Annotated in this window: 28 protein-coding genes; 14 read left to right on the top strand and 14 right to left on the bottom strand. The window is 72.7% G+C overall.

Translation table 11 applies throughout. From position 1 onward, the window contains the following. Positions 1-89: 89 nt before the first annotated feature. The 3 genes from DSM112329_RS18005 to DSM112329_RS17995 form a co-directional block, all read right to left on the bottom strand. Positions 90-1556, bottom strand: a complete 1467-nt coding sequence (locus tag DSM112329_RS18005; protein WP_354697936.1) for an NAD(P)/FAD-dependent oxidoreductase — start codon at positions 1554-1556, stop codon at positions 90-92. A 6-nt stretch (positions 1557-1562) separates the two neighbouring features. Beyond that, the gene (locus tag DSM112329_RS18000) at positions 1563-3413 is read right to left on the bottom strand and encodes a DUF3556 domain-containing protein (protein ID WP_354697935.1); all 1851 of its coding nucleotides are present in this window, start codon (positions 3411-3413) and stop codon (positions 1563-1565) included. 147 nt (positions 3414-3560) lie between these two features. Next, the gene (locus DSM112329_RS17995) at positions 3561-5018 is read right to left on the bottom strand and encodes a DUF3089 domain-containing protein (protein WP_354697934.1); all 1458 of its coding nucleotides are present in this window, start codon (positions 5016-5018) and stop codon (positions 3561-3563) included. Between the two features lie 131 nt (positions 5019-5149). Between DSM112329_RS17995 and DSM112329_RS17990 the strand changes: the two genes are divergently transcribed. From DSM112329_RS17990 to DSM112329_RS17975, 4 genes are all read left to right on the top strand, one after another. Further along, the gene (locus tag DSM112329_RS17990; protein WP_354697933.1) at positions 5150-6481 is read left to right on the top strand and encodes an aspartate aminotransferase family protein; all 1332 of its coding nucleotides are present in this window, start codon (positions 5150-5152) and stop codon (positions 6479-6481) included. A 49-nt stretch (positions 6482-6530) separates the two neighbouring features. Next, a complete protein-coding gene (locus tag DSM112329_RS17985) occupies positions 6531-6893 on the top strand; it encodes a TraR/DksA C4-type zinc finger protein (protein WP_354697932.1) in 363 nt (120 codons plus the stop codon). Between the two features lie 168 nt (positions 6894-7061). Then, the gene (locus tag DSM112329_RS17980) at positions 7062-8054 is read left to right on the top strand and encodes an ATP-binding cassette domain-containing protein (protein ID WP_354697931.1); all 993 of its coding nucleotides are present in this window, start codon (positions 7062-7064) and stop codon (positions 8052-8054) included. After that, a complete protein-coding gene (locus tag DSM112329_RS17975; RefSeq protein ID WP_354697930.1) occupies positions 8051-8806 on the top strand; it encodes an ABC transporter permease in 756 nt (251 codons plus the stop codon). Before DSM112329_RS17980 ends, DSM112329_RS17975 begins: the two co-directional genes overlap by 4 nt. Here DSM112329_RS17975 and DSM112329_RS17970 read toward each other — a convergent pair. Genes DSM112329_RS17970 through DSM112329_RS17960 form a run of 3 tightly spaced genes read right to left on the bottom strand, consistent with a single transcriptional unit; the run spans position 8794 to position 11509 of the window. Beyond that, complete coding sequence (locus DSM112329_RS17970; protein WP_354697929.1) at positions 8794-10338, bottom strand: HD domain-containing phosphohydrolase; 1545 nt, start codon at positions 10336-10338, stop codon at positions 8794-8796. The two genes, DSM112329_RS17975 and DSM112329_RS17970, sit on opposite strands and share 13 nt — an antisense overlap. Before the next feature lie 56 nt (positions 10339-10394). Then, positions 10395-10904: a MarR family transcriptional regulator gene (locus DSM112329_RS17965; protein ID WP_354697928.1), complete on the bottom strand. Its 510-nt coding sequence runs from the start codon at positions 10902-10904 to the stop codon at positions 10395-10397. After that, positions 10901-11509: a DJ-1/PfpI family protein gene (locus DSM112329_RS17960; protein ID WP_354697927.1), complete on the bottom strand. Its 609-nt coding sequence runs from the start codon at positions 11507-11509 to the stop codon at positions 10901-10903. The genes DSM112329_RS17965 and DSM112329_RS17960 overlap by 4 nt, the downstream gene beginning before the upstream one ends. A 67-nt stretch (positions 11510-11576) precedes the next feature. Between DSM112329_RS17960 and DSM112329_RS17955 the strand changes: the two genes are divergently transcribed. After that, positions 11577-13373: a M3 family oligoendopeptidase gene (locus DSM112329_RS17955; RefSeq protein WP_354697926.1), complete on the top strand. Its 1797-nt coding sequence runs from the start codon at positions 11577-11579 to the stop codon at positions 13371-13373. A 36-nt stretch (positions 13374-13409) separates the two neighbouring features. Here DSM112329_RS17955 and DSM112329_RS17950 read toward each other — a convergent pair whose 3' ends face one another. Continuing rightward, positions 13410-13847, bottom strand: a complete 438-nt coding sequence (locus tag DSM112329_RS17950; protein WP_354697925.1) for a hypothetical protein — start codon at positions 13845-13847, stop codon at positions 13410-13412. A gap of 54 nt (positions 13848-13901) precedes the next feature. On the opposite strand from DSM112329_RS17950, the gene DSM112329_RS17945 reads away from it, so the two are divergent. Both DSM112329_RS17945 and DSM112329_RS17940 read left to right on the top strand, forming a co-directional pair. Then, positions 13902-14687: an SDR family oxidoreductase gene (locus DSM112329_RS17945; RefSeq protein WP_354697924.1), complete on the top strand. Its 786-nt coding sequence runs from the start codon at positions 13902-13904 to the stop codon at positions 14685-14687. Between the two features lie 37 nt (positions 14688-14724). Further along, positions 14725-15339 (top strand): metallophosphoesterase family protein, encoded by a 615-nt coding sequence (locus DSM112329_RS17940; protein WP_354697923.1) that lies wholly within the window; start codon positions 14725-14727, stop codon positions 15337-15339. A gap of 8 nt (positions 15340-15347) precedes the next feature. Here DSM112329_RS17940 and DSM112329_RS17935 read toward each other — a convergent pair whose 3' ends face one another. Continuing rightward, the gene (locus tag DSM112329_RS17935) at positions 15348-16004 is read right to left on the bottom strand and encodes an alpha/beta hydrolase (RefSeq protein WP_354697922.1); all 657 of its coding nucleotides are present in this window, start codon (positions 16002-16004) and stop codon (positions 15348-15350) included. Positions 16005-16038: 34 nt separating this feature from the next. Further along, positions 16039-16392, bottom strand: coding sequence for a VOC family protein (locus DSM112329_RS17930; protein ID WP_354697921.1), 354 nt, complete (start codon positions 16390-16392; stop codon positions 16039-16041). A 135-nt stretch (positions 16393-16527) separates the two neighbouring features. Here DSM112329_RS17930 and DSM112329_RS17925 point away from each other — a divergent pair, with 135 nt between their 5' ends. Beyond that, entirely contained in the window at positions 16528-17421 is an 894-nt protein-coding gene (locus DSM112329_RS17925) for an NAD(P)H-binding protein (RefSeq protein WP_354697920.1), read from the top strand. Positions 17422-17487: 66 nt separating this feature from the next. Here the strand turns inward: DSM112329_RS17925 and DSM112329_RS17920 are convergent, their stop codons facing one another. Beyond that, positions 17488-17847: an ATP-binding protein gene (locus tag DSM112329_RS17920; RefSeq protein WP_354697919.1), complete on the bottom strand. Its 360-nt coding sequence runs from the start codon at positions 17845-17847 to the stop codon at positions 17488-17490. 130 nt (positions 17848-17977) lie between these two features. Here DSM112329_RS17920 and DSM112329_RS17915 point away from each other — a divergent pair, with 130 nt between their 5' ends. Beyond that, positions 17978-18139, top strand: a complete 162-nt coding sequence (locus DSM112329_RS17915; RefSeq protein WP_354697918.1) for a hypothetical protein — start codon at positions 17978-17980, stop codon at positions 18137-18139. A gap of 19 nt (positions 18140-18158) precedes the next feature. Here the strand turns inward: DSM112329_RS17915 and DSM112329_RS17910 are convergent, their stop codons facing one another. Beyond that, positions 18159-19391, bottom strand: coding sequence for a PucR family transcriptional regulator (locus DSM112329_RS17910; protein ID WP_354697917.1), 1233 nt, complete (start codon positions 19389-19391; stop codon positions 18159-18161). 132 nt (positions 19392-19523) lie between these two features. Here DSM112329_RS17910 and DSM112329_RS17905 point away from each other — a divergent pair, with 132 nt between their 5' ends. Together DSM112329_RS17905 and DSM112329_RS17900 are read left to right on the top strand one after the other, a co-directional pair. Continuing rightward, entirely contained in the window at positions 19524-21047 is a 1524-nt protein-coding gene (locus DSM112329_RS17905; protein WP_354697916.1) for an NAD(P)/FAD-dependent oxidoreductase, read from the top strand. Beyond that, positions 21044-21889 carry an SDR family NAD(P)-dependent oxidoreductase gene (locus DSM112329_RS17900; protein ID WP_354697915.1) on the top strand — a complete coding sequence of 282 codons (846 nt, stop codon included), beginning with the start codon at positions 21044-21046 and terminating at the stop codon, positions 21887-21889. The genes DSM112329_RS17905 and DSM112329_RS17900 overlap by 4 nt, the downstream gene beginning before the upstream one ends. 76 nt (positions 21890-21965) lie before the next feature. On the opposite strand, the gene DSM112329_RS17895 is transcribed toward DSM112329_RS17900, so the two are convergent. The 3 genes from DSM112329_RS17895 to DSM112329_RS17885 all read right to left on the bottom strand — a co-directional run bounded on the left by DSM112329_RS17895 (position 21966) and on the right by DSM112329_RS17885 (position 24636). Next, entirely contained in the window at positions 21966-22604 is a 639-nt protein-coding gene (locus DSM112329_RS17895; RefSeq protein WP_354697914.1) for a class I SAM-dependent methyltransferase, read from the bottom strand. A 303-nt stretch (positions 22605-22907) separates the two neighbouring features. Beyond that, positions 22908-23285: a hypothetical protein gene (locus tag DSM112329_RS17890; protein ID WP_354697913.1), complete on the bottom strand. Its 378-nt coding sequence runs from the start codon at positions 23283-23285 to the stop codon at positions 22908-22910. A gap of 31 nt (positions 23286-23316) precedes the next feature. Beyond that, positions 23317-24636, bottom strand: coding sequence for a hypothetical protein (locus DSM112329_RS17885; protein ID WP_354697912.1), 1320 nt, complete (start codon positions 24634-24636; stop codon positions 23317-23319). 139 nt (positions 24637-24775) lie between these two features. On the opposite strand from DSM112329_RS17885, the gene DSM112329_RS17880 reads away from it, so the two are divergent. The 3 genes from DSM112329_RS17880 to DSM112329_RS17870 all read left to right on the top strand — a co-directional run bounded on the left by DSM112329_RS17880 (position 24776) and on the right by DSM112329_RS17870 (position 26155). After that, positions 24776-25066, top strand: coding sequence for a hypothetical protein (locus tag DSM112329_RS17880; protein WP_354697911.1), 291 nt, complete (start codon positions 24776-24778; stop codon positions 25064-25066). 364 nt (positions 25067-25430) lie between these two features. Then, entirely contained in the window at positions 25431-25910 is a 480-nt protein-coding gene (locus tag DSM112329_RS17875) for a DUF2975 domain-containing protein (RefSeq protein WP_354697910.1), read from the top strand. Continuing rightward, the gene (locus DSM112329_RS17870) at positions 25910-26155 is read left to right on the top strand and encodes a helix-turn-helix transcriptional regulator (RefSeq protein ID WP_354697909.1); all 246 of its coding nucleotides are present in this window, start codon (positions 25910-25912) and stop codon (positions 26153-26155) included. The genes DSM112329_RS17875 and DSM112329_RS17870 overlap by 1 nt, the downstream gene beginning before the upstream one ends.

Genomic DNA, 26155 nt, shown 5'->3' with positions numbered 1-26155 from the left:
GCTCTCTCTCCCGTCCACCGCGCCCTGACCGGCGGTCGCGCGTCCGGGGCTGACCGTACCGCTCCGGGACGATGGGAGAGCCGTGGCGGTCACCAGCCGTGGACCGGCTCGCCTTCGGCGCGGGTGGATGCGGCCGTCTCGACACCCAGGTGCTTGAGCGCCGCGTTGGCCGCGTTGTACCCGCACATCCCGTGGGCGCCCGCTCCGGGCGGGGTCGCGGCGGAGCAGATGTAGACGCCCGGGATCCCGGCCGAGTACGGCGACAGCGTCATCCGCGGCCGGAAGACCATCTGCCGCGGGTCGTTCGCGCCGGTCACCACGTCGCCCCCGAGGTAGTTGACGTTGTGCTCCGCCATCTGGACGGCGCTGCGCACGTGTCGGCCCAGGATGCGGTCGCGGAAGCCGGGGGCGAAACGCTCGATCTGCGCCTCGATCTGCGCGGTGGCGTCGCCGGTGAAGCCGGACGGGACGTGTGCGTAGGCGTACAGCGGGTGGACATCGCCGTTCGCCCGGGTCGGGTCGGCGACCGACTGCTGGCAGACGAGCACGTAGGGGTGGTCGGGCATCTGGCCGCGGGAGGTGGCCTTCTCGGCCGCCGCGATCTCGGCGAGGCCGCCGCCGACGTGCACGGTGCCGGCCAGGCGCGTCGGCTCGTGGGTCCACGGGACGCCGTCCTGGACGGCGAACTCGACCTTGAAGCTGCCGGGCCCGTGCCGGTACTTGTTGTAGGCGCGGGCGACGCGGCGCGGCATCTTGTCGCCCGCGATCCGCGCTGCCGCCGACGGCGCGACGTCGAGCATCACGATGTCGGCGCCGGACACCTCGTCGAGCGACGTCACCTCCACGCCGGTCTCGAAGCTCGCCCCGTGCTGCTCGAGCAGGCGGATCATCGCGCCGCTGATGGCCGACGAGCCGCCCTCGGCGACCGGCCAGCCGTAACGATGGGCGGCGGTGCCGAGCGTCACGCCGACGGCGGACGACATCGGGGCGCCGAACGGCCGGAACGCGTGGGCGGCGACGCCGGCGAACAGCGCCTTGCCCTCGTCGGTGGACCATGCGCGCGCCAGCACGCTGACCGGCATCCCCGAGAAGGCGCCGAAGATGCCCATGGCGATCGGGTGCGTGGGGCCGTGCAGGACGGGCTGGACGATCTCGGACGCGATCTTGTCGAACCGGTTCGTCAGCGTCCCGAAGATCGACTGCCAGCGCTTGCCGTCCTTCCCACCAAGGGCCTCGGCCGTCGCCTCGACGGACCGCCACGCCGCGGCGCCGCCGCCGCCGTCGAGCGGGTGGGAGTACTGCACCTCGGGCCAGCGCCAGGTCAGGCCGTGCGCGGTGAGGTCGAACTGCCGCGAGAACGGCGTGTCCAGCGCTAGCGGGTGCGCTGCGGAGCACTCGTCGTGGATCAGTCCCGGCAGCGTCAGCTCGCTGCTGCGGGTGCCGCCGCCGAGGCGGTCCGCCATCTCCAGGATGCGGACCTCCACACCGGCAGCGGCCAGGGTGAGGCCGGCAGCGAGCCCGTTGGGCCCGCTGCCGACGACGACCGCAGTCGCCATGGCGCCCTACGCGCCGATCCGGGCTTCTTTGGCCAGCTGGCTCGGATCGTCGCCGCCCGGGTCGGGGGCGGGACGGGCCGGGCGCTCGTACCGCACGCGCTCGTAGCCGTCGAGCGTCCAGTCGACCTTGGTGGCGACCGGGCCGTTCGGCAGCCACGGCTGCTCCTTGACGCAGTCCTTCACCGCGATGCTGCCGGTCTCCACGACGCCGACCGCGGCGTCCATGATCCAGTAGTCCTGGCGGCCGCGCTTCGGGCCCCACGGGTCGGACTCCATGAACACGACGATGAACTCGCCGGGCTTGTAGTTGACCTCGCTCTGGATGGCCTTGATGAACTGCTGGTTGTGGAAGTGGCCGTCGCCGAAGTTGAAGCCGGCGAGGGCGTTGCAGCTGAACTCGGCCTCACGCAGGGTGTAGGTGTCGATGTCCGGCCCGAGCGTCTTCATCATCAGCGAGTTCAGCCCGCGACCCTGGCTGTGCAGGGACCGCCAGCCGAGGAGCTGCTGCATGACGACCTCGGCCGCCTCCTCGCCGTAGATCTCCGTCAGCTGCTGCTTCTGCATCAGGGCCGGCTTCTTGATGTGGTCGTTCAGCTTCTGCTCGCCGCCGGGCGCGAAGCCCCACATGGCGGTCGCCCAGTTGCCGGAGTACTGCCGCATCGATGGCAGGAACGACACGAGGTCGGGTCGCAGGTTGCCGAGGATGGGGAAGAACAGGCAGCCGGCGACGACGACGATCAGCAGGCCGGTGTCCATGGCCGCCAGGTCGTACCCGTCGTAGTTGGCGAAGCCGAGGAACAGGAACGCCGTGATGTAGGCGAACAGCACGTTCCAGTCCAGCGGAACCGCCAGCGGGAACGTCGAGATGATGAACAGGTGGAACCCGATCATCGCGATCGCCGCGATCGCGGTGACCGTCGTGTTCTGCGAGAACAGCAGGACGAGCGGCGCACCGAACTCGACCAGCGTGCCGGCGCCGTGGGCGAGGCCCGTCGCGCGCTCGGACGGCCGCATGTCCTCGGGGAAGTTGCGGTAGTGCATCCGCTTGATGCCCTTGTGCGACAGCCACGGGGTGTTCGACACCATCGGCGGGATCACGTTCGCGAAGTGCGGGCCGACCTTGGAGAACGCCGCACCGCACCAGACGATGACGATCAGGAGCTTCGCGGCCACGACCATGTCGACGAAGTCGAACAGCGTGAAGAAGATCAGCGCCGGAACGTACTGCTCGGCGCGGGCCTGCAGGAACGCGATCTTGTCGCGCAGGCCGAGCAGCGCGAGGGCGACGATCGCCACCGCCATCGGGGCCCGCTCGACGAGGTCGACGGACACGCCGGCGACCGTGTCGACGTCGGTGGTGCCGGGGAGCGCCAGCGAGACGACGAGGGCGCCGATGAAGGTCAGGTAGAGCGCGACGTCGACCGGGGTGCGCGTGAAGCCGGCGGTCGCCGGGACCTTGGACGGCCACGGCGGGTTGCGCAGCGTGCCGGTCCGGGCGTAGTACAGGACGCCACCGGTCATCGGCTTGAAGTGCCCGGCGAGCGGACCCCACGAGCCGGCGACGCCGAGCGCCTCGAGCATCATGGTCCAGATGACGGCTTTCTGCCAGAAGATCGGCTGGTCCCACCACTCGCTCGGGCTGAGCGGATCGAGGTCCGAGGTCAGCGTCCCGACGAGGATGCCGCCGATGCAGAAGAAGACGAGCAGCTTGACGATGTAGATGATCGCCGTGATCTTCGGCGCGCCGAAGCCGAATTCGGCCCAGTGGCGCGAGAGCGTCTTGATGCGCTCCTGGTACGTCATGTCCTCGAACGTCGCCGGATCGACCGGCGGGAAGTCGCCTTCCTTCAGTCCCATGCTCTCTCCTCACTTCGGTCCGGCGGACGCCGGACGGATTCCCAATGTGACGAAGCTAACGGCGGGCGCGGTCGCCGTCCTATGGAACGCCCTGACGAATGTCGGGGTGTCTTTGTGGTGGTGCCACAAGCCTGAGCCGGGTCAGGGCTACCCACACCGCCGCAGCGTCGTCGCCACCGTCCGCGTCCGCCCGTCCTTCAGCGTCACCGCCGCGGTCACCCGGGCCGGGACACCGCGGCGGAACGACGTCCGCGCCACCCGCACGCTGAACGGGGTCGTGCGGTCACGGGCGACGCGCTTCCCGCGGACGCCGAAGTCCACGCGGGCGACCTTGCGCCGGTCGGCGCCGGCGATGCGGACGGTGGTCGCGGACCGCAGGCAGCGCAGCCCCGCGGGCGTGCGTCCGAAGCCCCCGGCGGCGACGAGCGACACGCGCGGTGCGCGCTTCGCGGCGGCCAGGCGGGCGAGGTAGGCGGCGCTCTGCGTGTCGACGGCGCGCTGCAGGTCGCCGAACGCGCCGTTGACGTCGACCAGGTGCAGGCCCCAGCCGGAGTCCGGGAACGCCGTCAGGTGCCGGGCGCCCGGGAGCTGACGCACCTTCAGCACGTTCGCGCCGTTCACGGTGGCGCAGCGCCCCGCGTAGCGGTCGGCCGGCTGGATCCACGGCGTCCCCGCCGTCGGCGGCAGGCCGTTGAACGTCGCGATGACGCCCAGCGCGAGGAAGCCCGGCGCGAACGGCTCCGACGGCACGTAGGTCGTGAAGGGCGAGTCGGCGTTCGCGGCCAGCGACGCCGGATTCGTGCACGCGACCTCCAGGCCGGCCTTCGGCGGAAGGCCAGTCAGGCGGTCGACCCCGGTCGGCGGCTTGCCGAAGCGCGTGGCGTCCGGCGGGTCGTCCAGGAACGTCGAGTAGGCGATCACGCAGCCGAGCTGGCGGTCCTTGCGGCACAGCGGGACGTTCTGGAAGTCGCCGCCGCGGTCGCTGTCCGTCTTGACGAGGACGTTCCCGCCCAGGAGCAGCGCCGAGACGAGCCGCTTCCGCAGCGCCGGGACCGTGTCGATCTGCTCGCGGATCAGGCGGCGCAGGACGCCCGTCCCCTGCGAGTGCCCGATCAGGACGAAGCCCCGGCCGCGGCTGTCCTGCGCGAGGTACTCCTTGAACGCCCGCAGCACGTCGCCGTACGCGACCTCCCGCGAGGCGTCGGTGAAGCCGCCGTTGAAGATGCTGACCACCGTCCCCTGCCGGTACACCGGCGCGAAGACGCGGCACTGCTGCGAGAACCGCTGGGCCTGGTAGGTCGCGATCGACTTCACCTCGGGGTCCGCGGTCTTGGTCGCGGTCGCGCCGAGCTGGTTGCTGACCGTCGGGTAGACGTAGAAGCAGTCGACCGGCGGGGCGGCGGGGACGAGCGGGCTCGTGACGCCCGCGGTCCCGTCGCCGTGCAGGACGGACGTGTCGAGGTTGCCCCGGCACGGGTCGGTCGCGGCGGACGGGTGGCAGAGCCAGACGGTCTCGTCGCCGTTGGCGGCCGTGGCGACGGGCGCCGCGCCGAGGGCCGCGGCGGCCGCGAGGCCAAGGGCGAGCATGCGGACGCAGTTGCGCATGCGCGGACGTTATCCCGGGCGCGCAGCTGCGGGTGCGCCGAGCCGCGGCGCTCAAGTCGTGCTGCTGCGGGGACTCCCGCGCGGCCTGCCGGCCCGGGCTCCGCTCGACACGCGCTCTAGCGTTTCGGGACATGGACCTGCAGCCGGCACCGACGACCGACGACGCGTTCTGGGCCGACGTCGACCGGCACGTCGTCCGCTACGCCCCGAGCTTCACCCCGGCGATCGTCGAGCGCGCGGCCGGCAGCACCCTCTACACGAGCGACGGCCGGGAGCTGCTCGACTTCACCTCCGGGCAGATGAGCGCGATCCTCGGCCACTCGCACCCCGCGATCGTCGCGACCCTCCGCGAGGCCGCCGGGACGCTCGACCACCTCTTCAGCGGCATGATCAGCCGGCCCGTCGCGGAGCTCTCCCGCCGGCTGGCGGCGAGCCTGCCGGACCCGCTCGAGAAGGTCCTGCTGCTGTCCACCGGCGCCGAGTCCAACGAGGCGGCGATCCGGATGGCGAAGCTCGTCACGGGCAAGTACGAGGTCGTGTCCTTCAGCCGGTCCTGGCACGGCATGACGCTCGGGGCGGCCGGGGCCACGTACTCGGCCGCGCGCCCCGGGTACGGGCCGCCGCCGCCGGGCAACTTCGCGATCCCGACCCCGGACGCCTACCGGCCGGACGTCGTGGGCCCGGACGGCGAGCTCGACTGGCGCCGGCAGCTGGACCTGGGTTTCGCGATGGTCGACGCGCAGTCGGCCGGCAGCCTGGCGGCCTGCATCGTGGAGCCGGTGCTGTCGAGTGCCGGGGTCGTCGTCCCGCCGCCCGGCTACCTGGCGGCGCTGCGGCAGAAGTGCGACGAACGCGGGATGCTGCTGATCTTCGACGAGGCGCAGACCGGGCTGTGCCGGACGGGGGAGTGGTACGCGTTCGAGCACGACGGCGTGGTCCCGGACATCATCACGCTCTCCAAGACGCTCGGGGCGGGCCTGCCGCTCGCCGCCATGATCACCAGCGCCGAGATCGAGGCTGCGGCGTACGAGCGCGGGTTCCTGTTCTTCACCACGCACGTCTCAGACCCGCTCGTGGCGTCGGTCGGCAACACGGTGCTCGACGTCCTCGAGCAGGACGACATCCTGGCTCGGGTCCGGACGCGCGGGGCGCAGCTGCGCGCCGGCCTGCTGGAGCTGCACGACCGGCACGAGGTGGTCGGCGACGTGCGGGGCCGCGGGCTGCTGATGGGCCTCGAGCTCGTCCTGGACCGCGCGACGAAGGCGAGCTCGCCCGACCTCGGTGTCGCCATCACCGAGCGCTGCCTGCAGCTCGGGCTGCACATGAACGTGGTCCAGCTGCGCGAGATGGGCGGCACCTTCCGGATCGCGCCCGCCCTGACCGCGACCGAGCAGGAGATCGCGCTCGGCCTCGAACGCCTCGACCAGGCGATCGGCGAGGTCGCACCCGCGTTCACCGGCTGATCCAGGCCCGGTGGGCATGGCGCGGGCGCCGACGGGGCATGCCTGGACGATGTCCCGACGCGCTGCCGACTCCGACGCACCGATCGACCTGGAGGCCGTCGAGCAGGAGCTGCGCGCCCGTGAGGCGGAGCTGTCCCAGCGGCTCGAGCGCTTCGCGGCCGCGCCCGAGCGCGGATCGGGCCTCGGCTTCGGCAAGCGGGTCGGCGACGGGACGATCGAGGCCGTCAGCCGCATGACCGACGCGGGCGTCGGTGAGGCGCTCGAGCCCGCCGAGGCACGGGTCAAGCGCGCGCTCGTGAAGCTCGAGGAGGGCACCTACGGCGTGTGCGACAGCTGCGGCGAGGCGATTCCGACGGCCCGGCTGCGTTTCGCACCCGCGTCCGTCACCTGCGTGAGCTGCGCACGCGGCTGATTGCGGCCCGTTCCTGACCGCGAGGGCCTGGTCCATCGCGGTCCGCCGTGAGAGGTTCCTGGCAGCACCGATGAGTTCCGGCGGCGATCCCCGTCCCGACTCAGAGCAATCACGACCAGGAGGTGCCGAGGTGGACTTCGGCGGCGGCAGCAGAGACGGAGGCAGGCGATGAGCAGCGACGCGGCGATTCGCACGCAGGGCCTGCGCAAGACGTTCAAGGGCAGCGACGTGGAGGCGGTCCGGGGCGTCGACCTCGAGGTCGCCCGCGGCGAGGTCTTCGGCTTCCTCGGCCCGAACGGCGCCGGCAAGACGACGACCGTCCGCATGCTCTGCACGCTCCTCCCGCCGACGGAGGGGACCGCCACCGTCGCGGGCCTCGACGTCGTCAAGGACGGCGCGGAGGTGCGTCGCCGCATCGGCGTGGCGCTCCAGGAGATCGGCCTGGACCCGGTGCAGTCCGGGCGCGAGCTGCTCGAGCTGCAGTGCGGGCTGTACGGCCTCTCGGCGGCCCGCGCCCGCGAGCGCACCACCGAGCTGCTCGAGCTGGTCGGCCTCTCCGACGTCGGGGACCGCCGCACCAAGACGTTCTCCGGCGGCATGAAGCGCCGCCTTGACCTGGCCAGCGCGCTCGTGCACTCGCCCGAGGTGCTGTTCCTCGACGAGCCGACGACCGGCCTGGACCCGGCGTCCCGGCGCACGGTCTGGGAGGAGGTCCGGCGCATCAACGAGGCCGGGACAACCGTGTTCCTCACCACCCAGTACCTCGAGGAGGCCGACCAGCTCTGCGACCGCCTCGCGATCATCGACGCCGGCACGATCGTCGCCGAGGGGACACCCGCGGAGCTGAAGGCGCGCATGGGCAGCGACGTCGTGACGCTGGCGTTCGCGGCGGACGGCGACGGGGGTGGCGAGGACGCCCGCGCGGCCGCGGAACAGGCGCTCGCCGGACTGCCGGGTCTCGAGCGCACCGTCCCCGAGGCGGACGGCCTCGCCCTCTACGTCGAGGACGGCGCCGGGTCGATCACGGAGGTCGTCCGGCTGCTCGAGGCGGCCGGCCTGCGCGCCAGCGCGATCACCGTCGCCCGCCCGTCGCTCGACGACGTCTTCCTGCAGGCCACCGGACGGCGCCTGGAGGGTGCCGAGGAGACCCCCGCCACATGAACGAGATCCTGCTGCTCGCCAAGCGCTCGGTGCGGGAGATCGCCCGCTACCCCGAGGCGACGATCCCTGCGCTCTTCATCCCGCTGTTCTTCCTCGCGGTGAACGTCGGCCAGGTGTCCAAGACGTTCCCGTCCTCGACGCCGTTCCTGGAGGGCCAGGGCTACGTCGCCTTCCAGCTCCCGGTGTCGCTGATGTTCGCGGTCGCCACCGCCAGCTCCGGGCTCGCGCTCGTCACCGAGATCGACGGCGGCTACTTCGACAAGCTGCTCGCGGCGCCGATCCGGCGCTCCTCGATCATCTTCGGCCGCTTGGCGGCCGACTTCGTCCGGGGCATCGCCGGGTCGATCGTCGTCCTGATCGCCGGCATTGCGTTCGGCGCCCACGTCGAGGCCGGGATCCTCGGGGCGATCGTCCTGGTCCTGCTGGCGGCCTGCTTCGGCGTCGGCTACGCCGGCTTCGCCATCCTTGTCGCGCTGCGGACCCGCAACGTCCAGGCGACGAACACGAGCTTCCTGCTGTTCTTCCCGCTGCTGTTCCTGTCCCCGAACTTCGTGCCGTTCGACCGGCTCTCCCCGGTGATGGAGGTGCTGGCGCGGGCGAACCCGGTCAGCTACGTCATCGACGGGCTGCGGTCGCTCGTGATCGAGGGCTGGGAGTGGGACAAGCTGGCCTACTGCTCGGCGGTGATCGTCGGACTGACGGCGCTGCTGACCGTGCTGTCGCTGCGGGCGATCGAGAACTACGACCGCTGAACGGGCCGCGCCGGCACCGCGGTCCCGACGACGGCGAGCAGCCCGTCCACGGACCGCGGGCAGAACTGCCGGCCCCGCTGCGCAGCGATCTCCTCGAGCGCCTCCGCGGCACCGAGGGCGGCGCGGTACGGACGGTCCGACGTCATGGCGTGGAAGGCGTCGCAGACGAACGTGATGCGGCTGGCCAGCGGGATCTCCTCGCCGGTCAGCCCGCGCGGGTAGCCCGCCCCGTCCCAGCGCTCGTGCTCGGCGCGGATCGCGTCGGCCAGGTGCGCGAGCTCGGGGACGATGGCGACGATCGCGGCGCCGAGGTCGGGGTGGGTCCGCATGACCCGCCACTCCGCGTCGGTCAGCGGCCCGGGCTTCTGCAGGATCGCGTCGGCGATGCCGAGCTTGCCGAGGTCGTGCAGCAGCGCGACCTGCTGCGCCTCGCGCGCCTCGGCGGGGGTGACACCCATCTCGGCGGCGACGCGGCGGGCGAGCTCGACGACCTCCGCCGAGTGGTCGGCCGTGTAGCGGTCACGGATCTCGACCGCTGCGGCGAGCGCCCGCGCGCTGGCGGCTGTCGCACGCCGGTCGGTGGCGTCGTCCGCCTCCAGGTGATGGGCGAGCACGGCCGCCAGCACACGCAGGAACGCGACGTCGCGGTCGCCCAGGTCCGGCCGGGCGCCGTGGGACGCCCCGCAGAGCGTGCCGCGCGCGGTGCCCGTCGCATCCACGATCGGCACCGACACGTAGGAACCGACCCGGGCCGCGGCCGTCACCGGCAGGGCCATCGCCTCGGCGTGCTCGGTGAGGTCGGTCATCAGCGCCGGCAGACGACCGGCGAGGATCGCCGCGCAGTAGGTCTGCTCGAGCGGCAGGCTGGTCGCCGCGTCCACGCCGAACGACGGACCGTCGCCGACCAGCGCGCGGAAGTGCTGGTGCGTCGCGTCATGCTCCGTCGCGTAGGCGATGTCCACGCCGAGCAGCTCCTGCGCGAACTCGCAGATCCTCTGCATGCCGAGGCTGCCGGACTCGCGGCCCACCGCCTCGAACACGCGCTCCACCAGCGCGGCGGTCCCCGCGCCGCGATCGACGGCGTCCGGCGGGTGCCCGGCGCCGGGCCCCTTCTCCAGCGCCAGCGCCAGCGCGTGGCGGCGGGCGGTGATGTCGGTGAAGGACAGGACGGTCACCGGCGTGCCCTCGTGCGCGGTCGGCCGGGCGCTGAACTCGAGCCAGACGAGCGACCCGTCGGCCCGCTGGGCGCCGAGCGTCACGTCGAGCTGCGGCGAGCCGGTGGCGAGGCTGCGCTGGCAGGGCAGGTCGGCGAGCGCGACGGGACGGTGCTCCGTGTCGACGAACGACCAGGTGACCGCGCCCGTCCCGCAGACCCGGCCGGCGTCGAACCCGAGCAGCCGCTCCGCGCTGGGGTTGGCGCTGAGCAGGGTGCCTGCGCCGTCGACGACCACGACGCCAAGCTCGAGGCTGTCGACGAGCGTGCGGTAGAGGGGGGAGACGACGCCCGGGGACACGGGCGGCAGGGTGTCCATCTATCGGTCATCGGGTGCTCGGCGCGTTCCCTTGAGTCCGCGGCGGCGGGCGATGTTCAGCGGGCCGCCGCACCGTCGCCCTCCAGCGCGTCGACGAGCCGCTGCATCACGCCGAGCGCCGCCCGCAGGTCGTCGGCGCCGACCGCGCTCCCGATGCGATCGGCCCAGGGGTGCTGCGCGACCGACGCCTGGCGCACGGCGTGGTACCCGGCCTCGGTACAGGCCAGGAGCTTGGCCCGGCGGTGGGCCGGGTTCGGCCGGTACTCGGCCAGCCCGCGGGCGACGAGGAGGTCGGCGATCCGCTGCACACCCTGCCGTGCCATGCCCATCCGGCGGCCGACCTCCGCGACCGTGCGCGGCTCGTCGAGGACCCCGCCGATGACCTGCCACCACGCGGTAGTGAGGCCGCCGCGTCCGGCCATGTCCTGCGCGGCGTCCATCAGGCGACCGTTGAGGCGGAACGTGGTCATGATCACCGCGGTCAGGGCGGCGCCGGCGTCCGTCTCCGGCGCCGGCTCGGGCCAATCCGCCCGGGGCGGGACGACCGGACGCGCAGCGTCCGTCATGCGGTGGCGGCCATCAGCGTTCCGTAGGCGGCGGCGTCCCCGTCGCCGAAGACCGCCTCGTACGCGCTCCTGGTCTGCGGTGCGATCTGTCCCAGCGCCTCGAGCGTCGCGGCGGCGAACTGCACGGGGGCGTCTGGGCCGGCGGTGATCAGGCCACGGTCGGCGACCGCGCGGGCCTCGACATAGCGGTCGCCGCCGCCGTACCCGGACGCCGCGAGGTACTCGGCGGCCGCGCTCGTGTGGTCGCGCGCGTCCAGCAGCCCGCCGCGGGCGAGGCCGAACGTGGCGCCGCAGATCGCGGCGACCGGGACGCCGGCGTCCAGGAAGCGCCGCGCCGCGTCGACGAAGGCGTCCCCGCCGCCGCTGTCCCAAAGCTCGGCGCCGGGAAGGATCAAGAGGTCGCTGGCGGCCGGGTCGAGGTCGGCCACGAGGGCGTCCGGGACGACGCGCAGGCCGCCCATCGTCGTGACCGGGTCGAGGGTGTCCGCGACGGTGACGACGTCGAACGGGCAACCGGTGAAGCGACCGGTGCGGAGCTCGGCCAGCAGGTGGCCCGGCTCCCAGTCGGCAAAGGTGTCGTACACGGCGATGTGGGCAGTGGGCATGGACATCATGATGTCAAAACGACAGCATGATGTCAATCGAGTCGCGGGCAGCGGTAGCTTCCTGCCCATGAGCACGCTCGAGCTGCCGCGCTGGGACACCGACAGCATCTACCCCGGCGCCGATTCGCCGGAGCTGGTGCAGGCCGTGGCGGCCGTGACGGCGGACCTCGGGGCGCTGCAGTCGCTGTTCGACGAGCACGACATCCGGACCGGTCAGGCGCGGCGGGCCACCGCCGCGGACGGCGCCGCGCTCGACGTGGTGCTGCCCGCGCTCGACGCGCTCCTGGCCGACAACCGCCGGGTGTCGGCGTACCTGATGCTGCTCGTCACGACCGACGCCGACGACGCGGTCGCCGCCGCGGCCCTGTCGCGGCTGCAGTCGGCGACGGCGCCGCTCGGGAGCCTGGCCCGGCGGCTCGAGGCGTGGGCGGCGCGCATCGGCGCCGCGGACCTGATCGCGGTCAGCGACACGGCGCGCGAGCACGCGTTCTGGCTCCAGCGCGCGGCGCGGTCGGCGGCGCACCAGATGACCGAGGAGCAGGAGGACGTCGCTGCCGAGCTCGGGCTGACCGGCGGGGTCGCCTGGGCGCGCCTGCACGGCGACGTCACCGCGCGGCTGGAGGTCGACGTCCCGGGTACGCCGCCGCAGCGGCTGCCGATGGCCGCGGTCCGCGGCCTGGCGAACGACCCGGACGCGGCGGTCCGCCGGCGCGCGTACACCGCCGAGCTCGACGCCTGGGCGACGGTGGCGACCCCGCTGGCCGCCGGGCTGAACGCCTACAAGGGCGAGGCGAACGTCCTGAACCGGCGGCGCGGCTGGACCGACTCGCTGGACCCTGCGCTGCACGAGAACAACGTCGACCGGGCGACGCTCGACGCGATGAACGAGGCGGTCGTCGCCGCGCTGCCGGACTTCGCCCGCTTCGGCCGTGCGAAGGCGCGGCTGCTCGGGCACGACGGCGGGCTGCCGTGGTGGGACCTCATGGCGCCTGTCGGGGCCGTGCGCCGGTTTGCGTGGGACGACGCGACGGCGGCGGTCGGCGATGCGTTCGCGACCTACGGCGAATCGCTGGCGCAGCTCGCTGCGCGCGCGGACGCCGAGCGGTGGGTCGACGTCGGGCCGCGCCCGGGTAAGCGCGACGGCGGCTTCTGCATGCCGGTCGGGGGCGACGTGAGCCGCATCCTGATGAACTTCGACGGGAGCTTCGACGGCGTCCTGACGCTCGCGCACGAGCTGGGTCATGCGTTCCACAACACGCGCCTCGCTGACCGCACCGCGCTGCAGCGACGCACGCCGATGGCGCTGGCCGAGACGGCCAGCATCTTCTGCGAGACGCTGATGCTGCAGTCGAGCCTGTCCGCAGCCGGGACCGACGCCGAGCGCCTGGGCATCCTCGACACCGACCTGACGGGGGCCCGCGGGGTCGTCGTCGACATCCACTCGCGCTTCCTGTTCGAGCGCGCGCTGTCCGCCGAGCGCGAGCAGGGTGTCCTGTCGGCGGACCGCATGTGCGAGCTGATGGCCGACGCCCAGCGCGCGGCGTACCTCGATGGCGTCGACCACGCCCATCTGCACCCGTATCTGTGGGCGGTCAAGGGCCACTACTACACGGCGTACTACAACTGGCCGTACACGTTCGGCCTGCTGTTCGGCATCGGGCTCCACGCGCAGTACGTCCGCGACCCGGAAGGCTTCCGCGGGGGCTACGAGGATCTGCTGGCGGCGACGGGCCTCGCGGACGCGGCGAGCCTCGCGGGCCGGTTCGGGATCGACATCACGGGCAGCGCGTTCTGGTCGCAGAGCCTGGACGTGCTGCGGCTGCGCATCGACGAGTTCTGCACGCTGGCCGGCCGGCTGGGCTGACGCGGTCCGGGCGCCCGTCCCGGGTCGTCGCCGGCGTCAGACGATCGCGAGCAGCACGGCGTTGGCCACCGCCAGCAGCGTGCTGAGGAGCAGCATGCCGCCGGCCATCGTCTGCATGACCCGGTCCTCGTCGGTCATCGCCCGCCCGGCGAGGTTCTGCTGGGCCCAGCGGAACGTCGAGCTCGCGCCGATCGTGACGTAGGCGAACACGATGAGCGGCCCGGCCGTCCCGCCGAGCCCGGCGATCCCGAGCACCGTCGCGATCGCGACGATCACGGCGAAGATGAGGTAGCGGGCCAGGATCCGCCGGACGGGGGAGAGGCGGTCGAAGGCGCGCTCGCGGCGCTCGGGCACGGGCTTCGTCTTCGCCGCGGTCTGCGTCTTGCCTGCGGTCTTCGCCTTCGCGCCGGACCTGCCCTTGGCCGGCGGTGCCGGCGCGGCGGGCTTCGAGCGAGCTCGTGAGCGGCGACCCATGGCCGGGAGTATGTCGACGGCGGGCCGCGGGCGGCGTCGCACTACCTTGGACCGATGTCCTCACCCCGCACCGTGCTCGTCTCCGGCTCGACCTCCGGCATCGGCGAGGCGATCGCCACCGCGTTCGCCCGCGACGGCGCGACCGTGATCGTCAACGGCCGCGATCCCGACCGGACGGACGCGGCGGTCGCGCGCATCCAGGAGCAGGTCGGGCGGTGCGAGCTCATCCCCGTCGCGGCCGACCTCGGAACGGCGGACGGCGCCCAGGAGCTCTTCGACCGCGTGCCGGACGTGGACGTGCTCGTGAACAACCTGGGGATCTTCGCCGCCGTCCCCGTGTTCGAGATCACGGACGCGGACTGGATGCGGTTCTTCGAGGTCAACGTCCTCAGCGGCGTGCGCCTCGCCCGTCACTACGCGCCGCGGATGGCCGAGCGGGGCTGGGGGCGCGTGATCTTCATCAGCAGCGAGTCGTCGGTCTTCATCCCGACCGAGATGGTCCACTACGGCGTCACCAAGACCGCGCAGCTGTCGGTCGCCCGCGGGCTGGCGCAGGAGCTCAAGGGCACCGGCGTCACCGTCAACTCCGTGCTGCCCGGCCCGACGCTCACCGAGGGCGTCCGCGACTTCATCGGCGACCGCATCGGGAAGGACGTGCCGTTCGAAGAGGCCGAGCGGCGCTTCATCGCCGAGGAGCGGCCCACCTCGCTGCTGGGCCGGCTCATCCGGCCCGATGAGGTCGCGAACCTCGTGCACTACGTGGGGTCGGACGCCGCGTCCGCGACGACCGGCGCGGCGCTCCGCGTCGACGGCGGCGTCGCGCCGACGATCATCCCGTGACGCCCCGACGGCCGCGGGCGAGGCCGGTGGGCGGCTGATGCTCGTCGGGATCTGCACGGACGTGCACAACCACACCGGGCGGCTGCGGGCGTTCGGGGTGGCGGCACGCGAGCAGGGTGCGCAGGAGCTCTGGTGCCTCGGGGACGTCGTCGACGCGTTGATCGGCGCGCCGCCGGCGGCGCACGCCGAGACGGTCGCCGAGGCGGTCGGCCTGTGCGACATCGTCCTTGCCGGGAACCACGATCTGTGGTGCCTGCAGCGGGGCCTGCTCGACGCGGCGACGGCCGCCACGGTCGAGGCCTGGTCGCCGGTCGAGGAGCGGCACGGCGTGGGCCTCGTCCACGCGAGTCTCGACGACCCGTTCATGGAGTTCGTCGACACGCCGGCCAAGGCGGCCAAGGTGCTGCGGGGAACCCCGGGGTGGCTCGCGGTGCACGGGCACACGCACCGCCGCCGGCTCTGGGCGCAGACCGCCGAGTACCCGCACGCGGAGAACCGGCGCACCCGCGGACGTGTAGCGGCAGGCGATGAGCGGCTGCTCGCCAACCCCGGCGCGCTGACCGGCACGCGCCCGTCATGGCTGCTGGCCGACCTCGAGGCCCGGTCGCTGCGCTGGTTCGCGCTCACGCCGCCGGCCCCCGCGATGGCCTGAGCGGGCGTTCAGACGCGGGCGGCAGTCCGGTCGTCGGCACCGCGCCCGAGCAGCGTGTCCGCTGCGAACTCGGCGGCGGGTCCGCTGAACTGCGCGTGCCGGCTGAGCATCGCGTGCTTTCCGCCCTCGACGCTGACGTACGTCACGGCCCACTCCGGGCGCAGCGCGGCGGCCAGCGCCTGCGAGCGCGCCGGATCGGCGACCCGGTCCGCGGTCCCGTGCACGATCAGCAGCCGCTTGCCGTGCCCGCTCCCGCGCGGGATGTCCGTCGGGTACACGTATGGCGCGAGCGCCACCGCGCCCCTGACCATGGGATGGCCGGCCGCGAGGATGGCGGCGCGGCCGCCCAGCGAGTGACCGACCAGGCAGGTGGGCACCGCGTCCCCGAGCCGTTCAGCGATCGCGTCAAGCGCCCATTGGGCGTCGCTCACCGGGGTGTGGTCGCCGTCCCAGCCGCGCTGGCTGTTCAGCAGGCGGAAGACCGCGAGGCGCCCGTGCCCGGCGCGGGCGATGCGCCGCGCGATCGGGATCATCCGCAGCACGGACAGCTGCGTCGGGCTGACGGCGACGCCGGTACCGCGGGAGGCGCCGCCGTGCAGGACGAGCACGGCGCCGTCCGGGTCCCGCGGGACCTTGACATCGATCAGCTTCGGAGCGAGCTCCATGGTGGCGGTGGGGTGGGGCGGCCGGGGCCTGTGCTCACGCGGGCGCGGCGTAGAGCTGCAGGTCGTTGCCGTCGGGGTCCTTGAACGGCGCGATCCGGCCCCACGGGTGGTCGCTCACGTCGCCGGAGAACTCGACGTCCTTGCCCTTCAGCGACTCGACCTCGGCCTCGATGTCGCCGTCCACGCGGAAGGCGATGAGCGCACCGCCGTCACCATGGGGCGACTCCTGCGGGCTGCCGTTGAGGCCGATGCGCAGCCCGTCGCACTCGAGCTCGCTCCAGTCGGCCTGCTGGTCGTTGACCGTCAGGCCGAGCGTGTCTCGGTAGAACGCCACGGCGCGGTCCATGTCGGTGACGGGGAGCCAGACGGCGGAGATGCCATTGATCATCGGAGTACATCCTTCGGTCGGGTGCGCTTCGCCTACCCGATCGGACCCGCGCCATCCGAACGTGGCGCGTGCGGACCGATGGTCGCGGACGACGCCGAAAGGATCCGGCTACGCCCCTGGGCCGTAAACACCTCCGTGTCCACAGTCCTCATCACCGGAGCCACCGGCTTCGTCGGCTCCCACCTGACCGACGCGCTGCGCGAGACGGACGGGGTGGACGTCCGCGTCTTCGTCCGCGATGCCGACGGCCTCGACAACCCGGCCGGCCTGGACGTCGTCGAGGGCGACCTCGCCAACGGCGACGATCTCGGGCGCGCGCTCGACGCAGTCGACTGCGCCTACTACCTCGTGCACTCGATGGAGGCCGGCGGCGGGGACTTCTCCGACCGCGACCGGGAGCTGGCTGAGGCGTTCGTCGCCGCTGCCGACCGGGCGGACGTCGGGCGCATCGTCTACCTCGGCGGCATCCAGCCGTCCGGGGAGAGCAGCGAGCACCTGGACTCGCGCCTCGAGGTGGAGCGAACGTTGGCGAAGGCCCGCGCCGACTTCGTCGCACTGCGGGCGTCCATGATCATCGGTGCCGACAGCGCGTCATTCCGGACGCTCGCGCAGATCGTCGACCGGCTCCCGGTGCTCGCCCTGCCGAAGTGGCGCGACCGCAGCACGCAGCCGGTCGCGATCGACGACGTGGTGCAGGCGCTCGTCGCCGCCGCCGACGTCCCGCCCGACAGCTACGACATCGCCGGCCCCGACGAGCTGACCTTCGAGGCGATGACCGAGATCATCGCCGACCTCCGCGGCAAGGCCCACCGGTCCGTCCCGCTGCCGTTCACGAGCCCGAAGCTCGAGGGTGCGGCGGCCGCGCTCATCACCGACGCCGACCGTGAGCTGCTGACGCCGATCATGGCCGGCCTGGACGAGGACCTGGTCATCGAGGACAACGCCCTGCACACGGTGTTCGGCGTCGTTCCGACCCCGTTCCGCGAGGCCGCCGGGCAGGCGCTCGCCGGAATCGCCACGACCGCCTGAGGCCGCGTCCGGCCGTAGCGCGCCGGCGGCGTCCCGGGGCGGGCGCGCCGGCGCCGATGCCCGGCTTCAGGCCGCGCAGCGCGCGGTGAACCAGACCTGCGTCGGGGCGAAGCTCACGCCCCAGTCGTCGGCGACCGCATCGAGCATCCGGACCGCGTTCCGCGATTCGCTCTGCGCGCTGACGATGCGGGACGGGCTGTCGTCGATGACCTGCACCCGCAGGATCGAGCCGAACGACGTGAGCTTGAGGACGACCCGGCCGCCGGGTGGGCTGTGCCGGACGCTGTCGTTCACGAGCTCGGACGCCGCGATGATGACGTCGTCCCGGTCGGCCTCGTCGCAGCCGTCCGCCCAGTCGCCGATCACCGCGCGGGCCTGCCGGGCGGCGTCGCTGTCGGCGGGCAGGCTGGTGGACAGGTCCTCCATGTTCTACGGGTACCCGCGCCCCCGGGTCCGGCAACCGTCGGCCGCGCCGTCACGGTCAGACCCGCGACCCGAGAACAGCTGCGGTCCGCGTCCGCGCATCACGCGGGCCCGTTCGGGGTAGCCGCCGTCGATGCCCGACGACGACAAGCAGCCGCCCCTCGACCAGCCCGAACTGGAGAACGTCGAGACGTCGCCCGACCCCGATGTCGAGCCACCGGCCGACGATCAGCAGGGCGTTTCGCCTTCCGGGGCGGGGGAGGGGACGGACCCGGCGAGGGACTCCGCCGACTGACGCGCCTCCGTCGCGGGCCTCAGCGCGGGCCGAGCCAGTGCGTGATCTCCAGCGCGAGGCCGACCTGCAGCGACCGGCCCGCCAGCGGCGCGGGGAGCAGCGCCTCCGCCCGCGCCAGGCGGCCGAGGACGGTGTTGCGGTGCGCGAAGAGGACACGCGCGGTACGGGTCGCGTTGCTGTCCTCGCGCAGGTAGGTCCGCAGCGTCTCGCGGAGCTCCACCGGGGCGCTCGCGAGCGGCCCGAGGGTGCGCCGGACGAGCTCGTCGGCCCGCTGCTCGTCGTGGGTGGCCAGGGCGACGACCTGGACCTCGTCGTAGGTCGCGAGCTGGACCTCCTCGGACACCCGCTGCAGCAGGCGCTGCGTGGCGAGCGCATCCAGGTGGCTGCGACGGAAGCCGTCGATCCCGGGCAGCGTCGGGCCCAGCGCGACGCGGGTCTGCGCGGACCCCGCCATCCCGGCGCGCAGCACGGCGACGTCCGGGCCGGTCGCGCCCTCGATCCAGGTCCAGAGGGCCGAGGCGCCGGCGACCACGGTGAGCGGGCGTCGTGCGCCGGCGGCCCGCGCCAGCAGCTCGGCGCCCGCCTCGAGCGCGACCTGATCGGGCTGCACCGCATCGCTGAACACGATCGCCGCCGTGTGGGTCCGCGTCAGGTCGTACCCCAGGCGCAGGCTCGCGCGCTCCACGGCGATCGGCGCGCCGCCGAGGACGAGCGTGACCACCTCCAGGCGTTCGGCCTGCGTGCCGCGCGTCAGGTGCTGGCGCTCGCGCTCGACCTCCGCGGCGATGCCCCCGATCGTGCCGTCGACGAACGCAAAGATCGACCGCGCGGTGACGTCGAGCAGCTCGGCGAGCTCGACCGGGTCCGAGGTCAGCGAGAACGCGAGCGCCATCCAGCCTCGCCAGGCCGCGTTCTGCCCGGTCCGGTACGCGTCCAGCGAGTTCTGGTCCAGCCCGCGCCGCACGAGGTCACGGGCGATCCCGAAGGTCTCGGGGCCGAGGTTCGGCGCGACGGGCGCGCCGGGGTCGTGCACGTTCGCGCCCAGCCAGTGCCTGAGGTTCGCGCGGTTGGCCCGGCGGATCGCGGCCACGAGCCCGGGGTCGGCCGTGACGGCCGGGCCGGCGTCCGCGAGCGTCACCGCGTCGATCTCGGCGAAGACGTCGTCCGGCATCGCCAGCAGCTGCTCGGCCGCCGTGCGGATCAGTGCGCGCACGGCGTCGGACGGCAGTTCCCAGCGGACCGGTTCGGACATGGCGAGGATGCTACGGCCCTGATGGGCAAAGCGCATATATCGGTCTGCAAGATTGGGCACTTCGTCCCTCGGCATCGGCGTCCGGACGGGCGATGCTGAGAGCGGGTCGAAACCACGAGGAGAGCAGAGACGATGAGCACGATCACCACCGCCAGCCAGAAGACAGACCACGTCGACGTCCTGATCGTCGGCGCCGGGCTCTCCGGGATCGGCGCCGCCTGGCACCTGCAGGACAAGCGCCCTGGGACGAGCTACGCGATCCTCGAGGCGCGTGCGGCGAGCGGCGGTACGTGGGACCTCTTCCGCTACCCCGGCATCCGCTCGGACTCCGATCTCTCCACCTTCGCGTACGGGTTCAAGCCGTGGACCGGGGAGAAGGCGATCGCCGACGGTCCCGAGATCCTGCGCTACCTCCGTGAGACCGCGGCCGACGCCGGCATCGACCAGCACATCCGCTACGGCCACAAGGTCGTCCGTGCGTCGTGGTCGTCCGCGGACGCGCAGTGGACCGTCGAGGCCGAGCGCACCGACACGGGGGACATCGTCGTCCTGACCGCCGGCTTCCTGTTCTCCGCGAGCGGCTACTACCGCTACGACCAGGGCTTCGCGCCGCGCTTCGAGGGCGTCGCGGACTTCGGCGGCCAGGTCGTCCACCCGCAGCACTGGCCCGAGGACCTCGACGTCGCCGGCAAGAAGGTCGTCGTCATCGGCAGCGGCGCGACGGCGATCACGCTGGTCCCCGCCCTCACCGATCTGGACGCGCAGGTCACGATGCTGCAGCGCTCGCCGTCGTACGTGCTGCCGCTCCCGGCGACCGACCCGCTCGCCGACCGGCTGCGTCGCTGGTTCGGCGACGACCGCGGCCACGAGCTGACGCGCCGCAAGAACATCTGGCGCCAGCGCCGGCTCTACGCGTTCTGCCAGAAGCACCCGAAGCTCTCCCGCCGGCTGATCCGCCGCCTGACCGCGAAGTTCCTCCCGGACCACGTCGACGTCGACACGCACTTCAATCCGAAGTACGACCCGTGGGACCAGCGCCTGTGCGCTGACGCGAACGGCAGCATGTTCCGCGCGCTGCGCGCAGGGACGGCGCAGATCGCGACCGACGGCATCCAGACCTTCACGCCGAAGGGCCTGAAGCTGACGTCGGGCCGTGAGCTCGAGGCCGACATCGTCGTCACCGCGACCGGCCTGAACCTGCAGCTCTTCGGGGGCGCGGAGCTCGTCGTCGACGGCGTCCCGGTCCCTGTCGCCGACTCGCTGGCCTACAAGGGGATGATGCTCAGCGGCGTCCCGAACTTCGCGTTCGCGATCGGGTACACGAACTCGTCCTGGACGCTCAAGGTCGACCTCGTCTGCGAGCACCTCTGCCGGCTGCTCGAGCACATGCAGGCGCGCGGGCTGCGGTCGGTCGTCCCGACCAACGACGACGCCACCATGGAGACGCGGCCCCTGCTCGACTTCTCCGCGGGCTACGTGATGCGGTCGCTCGACCAGCTGCCCAAGCAGGGCGCCACCGCGCCGTGGCACCTGGCGATGGACTACCGCGAGGACGTGCAGCACCTGGTCCACGGCCCGGTCACCGACCCTGCGCTGCGTTTCGGGTACGCGCCGGCGCTCTCGTCCACCGTCGCCCGGGACGAGGTGGCGGCATGACCGCGGTCGCCGGGAAGGTCTGCGTCGTCACCGGCGCGGGCTCGGGCATCGGGCGCGCCCTTGCGCTCGGCCTCGCGCGCCGCGGTGCGCGCCTCGCCCTGTCGGACGTGAACGAGGCGGGGCTGCAGGCGACGGCTGCGGACGCCGGACGTGCGGGCGGGGGTGCGGTCCACACGCAGGTCCTCGACGTCTCCGACCGCGAGGGCATGACCGCCTACGCCGCCACTGTCGCTTCGCACTTCGGCGTCGTGCACCAGATCTACAACAACGCCGGCATCGCGCACTCGAACACGATCCTCGAGTCCGAGTACGAGGAGTACGAGCGCGTCTTCGGCATCAACCTGTGGGGCGTCATCCACGGGACGAAGGCGTTCCTGCCGCACGTCATCGCCTCCGGCGACGGCCACGTGATCAACGTGTCCAGTCTCAACGGTTTCCTCGCCCAGCCGGACATGAGCCACTACTGCACCACGAAGTTCGCCGTGCGTGGCTTCACCGAGACGCTGCGCTCCGAGATGCGCCGGGATGGCCACCGGGTCGGCGTCACCGTCGTCCACCCCGGCGGCATCAAGACGAACATCGCCTCGGCGGCGCTGAACGAGGCCCGGGCCTCGGGCCAGGAGATCACCCCGGAGGACGAGCAGCGCGAGCGGCTCTACAACGAGAAGCTCCTCAAGATGGACCCGGCGCAGGCGGCCGAGATCATCATCAAGGCGGTCGAGACCGACCGGCCCCGCGTGATGGTCGGCAACGACGCGAAGCTCGTCGACTTCCTCGTCCGGATGCTGCCGGCGCGGCACCAGACCCTGTTCGCCGCGGCCGAGCGCCGGATGCGCAAGTAGGGCCGCGCGGCGCCGGCCGCCGGCTGCGGTCCCGGGAGCACTCGGGGCCGCGGTGCCGGCCCCCGGTGCTCGCGGCTCAGTCCCGCGAGCGCCGCTGCAGGCGCAGGACCGCGTCGGTGCGCTCGGCGGTCTCGCCGTCGCCGAACGTGTGCACGCGGTCGACGAGGCCGCAGGTCCGGACCTGCCACTCGGCCGCGGGCAGCGCGAGGTCGTCGGCCAGCTCCTGGGCGGTCTGCAGGTCGTGCTGGTGCTCCGGCGACGGCGCGTGGCCGATCACGAGCAGTGTGCCGCCGGGTCGCACGGCCGCCGCGGCAGCCTTGAGGACCTGCGTGCGCGGGAAGGCGACCGGGGAGTGCATGAACGTCGACGCGACGAGGTCGAAGGAGCCCGCCGGGAACGTCGCGGCCAGGTCGTGCCGTTCCCACGAGATCGCGCCGCTGACCCCTGCCTCCGCAGCGAGGGCGGCCGCCACGTCGAGCGCGCTCTGGGCGACGTCCACCGCAGTCACCGTCCAGCCGGCGGCGGCGAGCCAGATGGCGTCGCCGCCCTGGCCGCAGCCGAGGTCGAGCGCCGTGCCCGGCGTGACTCCCTCGAGCTCCTCGACGAGCGAGGCGTTCGCCTTCCCGCTCCAGCGGCTGCTCCCACCGGAGTAGTACGGCTCCCAGAACTGCTCGCTGGTGGTGCCGGCCGGGATGTCGTGGTGACTCGTTCTCATCGTGTGGTCGACGGTAGACGCGGCTGCGTGATCCGCCAAGTCATATTGCCGATACGGCAAGCACGCGAGCGTCGGTTTTCCCGTCGCGGGTCGCGGGGAAATCGACGCTCGGCGACAGGGAGCGACACAGCGATGGTCGGCGACGCCGCAGGGCAGCGCCGGACCGGCCCCGCCGGTGGCCGTTCGCCGATGGCTGGATGGCGCGCACCCCTGGCTCAGGCGGGCCGAGCCGCACCGGTCGCCCGCTCGTAGCGGGACCCGAGCGCTTTGCGGCCGCAACCGCGACCGCGGTGACGTCGGCCGCTAGGCGTCGTCGCTGCGCAGCGCGCTGCGCACCCACAGGATCGGCAGGACCTGCAGCGGCAGGCGCGCCCACAGCAGCGCACGCGGGACGCCGCGCGCGCCCGGCATCGTGTCGGGCGCGACGGCCATCTGGATGTTGGCCGGGAAGACCCCGAGCAGCAGCGCGATGAGGTACGGACGCGCGTAGCGCTCGGCGCCGGGGACGAGGACGAGGGCGCCGCCCGCGAACTCGGCGACACCGGCCGCCGTGTTGACCTTCGCGGGCCCGCCCGGGACCCAGCCGGGCACGATGCTCTCGAAGAACTTCTTCAAAAAGGTGAGGTGGGCGATACCGGCGGACAGGAAGAATCCGGCGAGGAGCAGGCGCGAACGGGGCATGGCGCCGGATTCTGCCACGACCGCCCGGCCCTCACCCGCCGCTCGAGAACTTCCGTGTGCCCTGGACCCGCCACAGGCTGCCCTGGCGCGCCAGGCGGGCGCTGTCGGAGTACCCGTTCTTGCCGCGGACGAGGATCACCGCGCGACTCTGCTGCGAAGTGAGGATCGTCGTCAGGCGCAGGCCGGTGTTGGACCGCGGCGCCTTCGACTTCGCGGTCTCCTTCACGAACCGTCCCGAGCGGCACGCCGACTCGCCGCCGAAGCGCTTGAGCACCGCGTTCGTCAGGCGTCGGCAGACCCCCGCGACATCGCCCTTGCGCATCGCGGTGTAGAACTGCTTGAGGGCGCGCTCGGCGGACTTCGTGCGCTCGGCGCGCTTGGACGCGATCCGGGTCTTCGCCGCGGAGCCCAGCTTCAGCTGCTTGACGCCGGCGAGCCGGATGCGCCCGACGGCCTCGCGGTCGCTGAGGAACGAGGAGTCCTCCGTGAGCTCGGCCGGCAGCTGGAGCGCGCCGGACTTCAGCGCCTCCTCGGCCGCCGCGGACGGGATGTCGAACGCCGTCGTCAGGGTCGCGGTCGCCGAAGGCTGCAGCGGGAACGGGCGGTCGCCGGTGGCCTCCAGGCGGTACGAGTCGTTGCTCTCGGCGTACTCGTTGGGGCCGACGACGAGGCTCGTGCGGATGCTGCTGAGCGGCTTGGACGCGCCGTTGGTGACCTTGTAGCGGACGACCACATAGCGGTCCTTCGCCCGCGGCGGCTCGGAGAAGGTGCTCTGCGTGGGCAGCGTCGTAGCCGTGGTCGCGGACACGATCGTCGCCTGCAGCGCCGGCGTCTGCAGCTCGGACCCGAGGTTCACGACGGTCAGGCGCTTGTCCGGCAGCAGGCATGTCCCTTCCTTGCCTTCCGCCGGGTCGATGCCGGCGGCGGGACACAGGCGGTCGGCGGCGGGGATCAGCGAGGGCCGTTCGGCGATCGCTGCGCGCACCGCCTGATCGAGGCGACGGGCGACGTCGGGCTCGCGCTCGCCGGTCGTGGCCGAGACCACGATCCCGTTCTCGTACTCCTTCAGGTCGCCCGCGCCTGTGTCGAGCAGCCGCTTGCGCTGCTCCTCGTCGCCCGCGATGTAGATCGAGAACGCGCCGAAGCGGTCGTATTGCTCCTGGTTGGCCTTGAGGATCGTCAGGTCGTTCGACGTGCGCGCCGTCAGGGTGACGCCGGTGGCCGCCTTGAAGGCACGGCTGAACTTCGCGGGGTCGGTGGACGGCTCCTCGTCGGAACCGCCCCCGCACCCGGCGAGCAGCAGGCAGGCGCCGGTCGCAGCGGCGGCGTGGAGCAGGAGAGAGCGGGGCATGTGACCGGGTGCAGTTCCCGCCGGGCGCGGCCGCCAAACCGCTGCCGCCGACGAGCCCCGCTCGCTGAGGACGGGTCGGCGCCGTCAGGGCGGTTACCTGGCTGGTGACGGGTCCGCGTCCGGGGGCATCACGGTCAGGGTGAACACGAATCTGCAGCTTGTCCGCCGCCGCATCGGCCTCTACTTCGGGTTCATCCGGCCGCGGGCGGACGAGGTCGCCCGTAACACGCCGACGCCGACGAACATCGTCGTCGAGGCGGTCATCGCCGCGGTCATCTCCGGCGTCCTCTGGGCGGTCTTCACCGAGACGTCCAGCGGGGTCTCGTTCGGGGTCGCCATCGGTCTGTTCACCGCCGCGTTCGGGTTCCTTCGGCGGTTCCGCGCCGAGCAACGCCTTTCCGGCAACCCCGGCGCCGGCGCCCCGCGCTGACGGACGACGGGACCATGCTCGTCACGCTCGTCGTGTTCGTGATCGTCGCGCTCTGGGGCGCGGCGATGTGGCGGCAGGTCGACACCCGGAAGCGCGGCGCAAGCGGTCGTCGTCGGCGCTCCACCGGCCGGGCGTCCGACCCCGCGGCCGGCGGTGGGTCAGCCCCTGGGGCGTACGCGTCGGGCTCCGACGGCAGTGGTGGCGACTCAGGTGGGGGCGGCGATGCGGGCGGCGGAGGCGACTCCGGCGGGAGCGGCTGCGGAGGCGGCGGGTGCGGCGGAGGCGGGAGCTGAGGCGTAGATCGCGGCCACCGCCGCGAGCAGTATCGATTGACTTTCGATAGATAGCACGCGATAATCGACGCATGAAGCTCGTGCGTCCCGTCGTCGTGCCCCTCCGGATCCTGCTCGGCGTCGGGTTCGCCGCGATGGTGATGGGTCAGTTCTTCTCGATGCCGGGCCAGTTCGCCCACATGGCGAAGGAGCAGCCGGAGGACGCTCACCTCCGCTGGCCGCTGACGATCTTCTCGGCCCTGGAGCTCCTCTGCGTCCAGGTCGTGATCGTCTGCACGTGGCGCCTGCTCACGATGGTCAAGGAGGACCGCATCTTCAGCGCGCGGTCACTCGTCTGGGTGGACGCGATCGTCTGGGCGATCGGAGCCGGATGGATCATGCTGCTCGGGCTCTTCGTCTACGTCGGGTCCCGGGCGACCGATCCCGGGACGCCGCTCCTGCTGATGGTGATGCTGCTCGGTGGCGCGGTGCTTGGCCTGCTCATGGTCGTGATGCGCGCGCTCCTGCAGCAGGCCACGAGGCTGCGCACCGACATGGAGGCCGTCATCTGATGCCGATCGTGGTGCGGATCGACGTCGAGCTGGCACGGCGCAAGATGAGCGTCGGCGAGTTCGCCGAGCGCGTCGGACTGACCCCCGCCAACGTGGCGGTGCTCAAGAACGGTCGCGCGAAGGCCGTGCGGTTCAGCACCCTGGAGGCGATGTGCAGGGTGCTCGAGTGCCAGCCCGGTGACCTGCTCGAGTGGACCCCGGACGAGCCTGCGGTGCCGTCCGGTCGGGTGGCCGTGGAGGCGTGA

This window comes from Paraconexibacter sp. AEG42_29 (assembly GCF_040581415.1).
In the GTDB taxonomy this organism is placed as follows: Bacteria; Actinomycetota; Thermoleophilia; order Solirubrobacterales; family Solirubrobacteraceae; genus Paraconexibacter.
This window is presented reverse-complemented; position numbering and strand designations above follow the sequence as displayed.

Bases quoted from the DNA above. Each gene is read 5' to 3' on its own strand.
- DSM112329_RS17870 (WP_354697909.1), top strand. From the start codon at position 25,910: ATGCCGATCGTGGTGCGGATCGACGTCGAGCTGGCACGGCGCAAGATG.
- DSM112329_RS17900 (WP_354697915.1), top strand. From the start codon at position 21,044: ATGACCGCGGTCGCCGGGAAGGTCTGCGTCGTCACCGGCGCGGGCTCG.
- DSM112329_RS17940 (WP_354697923.1), top strand. From the start codon at position 14,725: ATGCTCGTCGGGATCTGCACGGACGTGCACAACCACACCGGGCGGCTG.
- DSM112329_RS17915 (WP_354697918.1), top strand. From the start codon at position 17,978: ATGCCCGACGACGACAAGCAGCCGCCCCTCGACCAGCCCGAACTGGAG.
- DSM112329_RS17965 (WP_354697928.1), bottom strand. From the start codon at position 10,904: ATGACGGACGCTGCGCGTCCGGTCGTCCCGCCCCGGGCGGATTGGCCC.
- DSM112329_RS17895 (WP_354697914.1), bottom strand. From the start codon at position 22,604: ATGAGAACGAGTCACCACGACATCCCGGCCGGCACCACCAGCGAGCAG.
- DSM112329_RS17955 (WP_354697926.1), top strand. From the start codon at position 11,577: ATGAGCACGCTCGAGCTGCCGCGCTGGGACACCGACAGCATCTACCCC.
- DSM112329_RS17875 (WP_354697910.1), top strand. From the start codon at position 25,431: ATGAAGCTCGTGCGTCCCGTCGTCGTGCCCCTCCGGATCCTGCTCGGC.
- DSM112329_RS17945 (WP_354697924.1), top strand. From the start codon at position 13,902: ATGTCCTCACCCCGCACCGTGCTCGTCTCCGGCTCGACCTCCGGCATC.
- DSM112329_RS17890 (WP_354697913.1), bottom strand. From the start codon at position 23,285: ATGCCCCGTTCGCGCCTGCTCCTCGCCGGATTCTTCCTGTCCGCCGGT.
- DSM112329_RS18005 (WP_354697936.1), bottom strand. From the start codon at position 1,556: ATGGCGACTGCGGTCGTCGTCGGCAGCGGGCCCAACGGGCTCGCTGCC.
- DSM112329_RS18000 (WP_354697935.1), bottom strand. From the start codon at position 3,413: ATGGGACTGAAGGAAGGCGACTTCCCGCCGGTCGATCCGGCGACGTTC.
- DSM112329_RS17975 (WP_354697930.1), top strand. From the start codon at position 8,051: ATGAACGAGATCCTGCTGCTCGCCAAGCGCTCGGTGCGGGAGATCGCC.
- DSM112329_RS17930 (WP_354697921.1), bottom strand. From the start codon at position 16,392: ATGATCAATGGCATCTCCGCCGTCTGGCTCCCCGTCACCGACATGGAC.
- DSM112329_RS17920 (WP_354697919.1), bottom strand. From the start codon at position 17,847: ATGGAGGACCTGTCCACCAGCCTGCCCGCCGACAGCGACGCCGCCCGG.
- DSM112329_RS17995 (WP_354697934.1), bottom strand. From the start codon at position 5,018: ATGCGCAACTGCGTCCGCATGCTCGCCCTTGGCCTCGCGGCCGCCGCG.
- DSM112329_RS17885 (WP_354697912.1), bottom strand. From the start codon at position 24,636: ATGCCCCGCTCTCTCCTGCTCCACGCCGCCGCTGCGACCGGCGCCTGC.
- DSM112329_RS17990 (WP_354697933.1), top strand. From the start codon at position 5,150: ATGGACCTGCAGCCGGCACCGACGACCGACGACGCGTTCTGGGCCGAC.
- DSM112329_RS17935 (WP_354697922.1), bottom strand. From the start codon at position 16,004: ATGGAGCTCGCTCCGAAGCTGATCGATGTCAAGGTCCCGCGGGACCCG.
- DSM112329_RS17960 (WP_354697927.1), bottom strand. From the start codon at position 11,509: ATGCCCACTGCCCACATCGCCGTGTACGACACCTTTGCCGACTGGGAG.
- DSM112329_RS17905 (WP_354697916.1), top strand. From the start codon at position 19,524: ATGAGCACGATCACCACCGCCAGCCAGAAGACAGACCACGTCGACGTC.
- DSM112329_RS17950 (WP_354697925.1), bottom strand. From the start codon at position 13,847: ATGGGTCGCCGCTCACGAGCTCGCTCGAAGCCCGCCGCGCCGGCACCG.
- DSM112329_RS17980 (WP_354697931.1), top strand. From the start codon at position 7,062: ATGAGCAGCGACGCGGCGATTCGCACGCAGGGCCTGCGCAAGACGTTC.
- DSM112329_RS17970 (WP_354697929.1), bottom strand. From the start codon at position 10,338: ATGGACACCCTGCCGCCCGTGTCCCCGGGCGTCGTCTCCCCCCTCTAC.
- DSM112329_RS17910 (WP_354697917.1), bottom strand. From the start codon at position 19,391: ATGTCCGAACCGGTCCGCTGGGAACTGCCGTCCGACGCCGTGCGCGCA.
- DSM112329_RS17985 (WP_354697932.1), top strand. From the start codon at position 6,531: ATGTCCCGACGCGCTGCCGACTCCGACGCACCGATCGACCTGGAGGCC.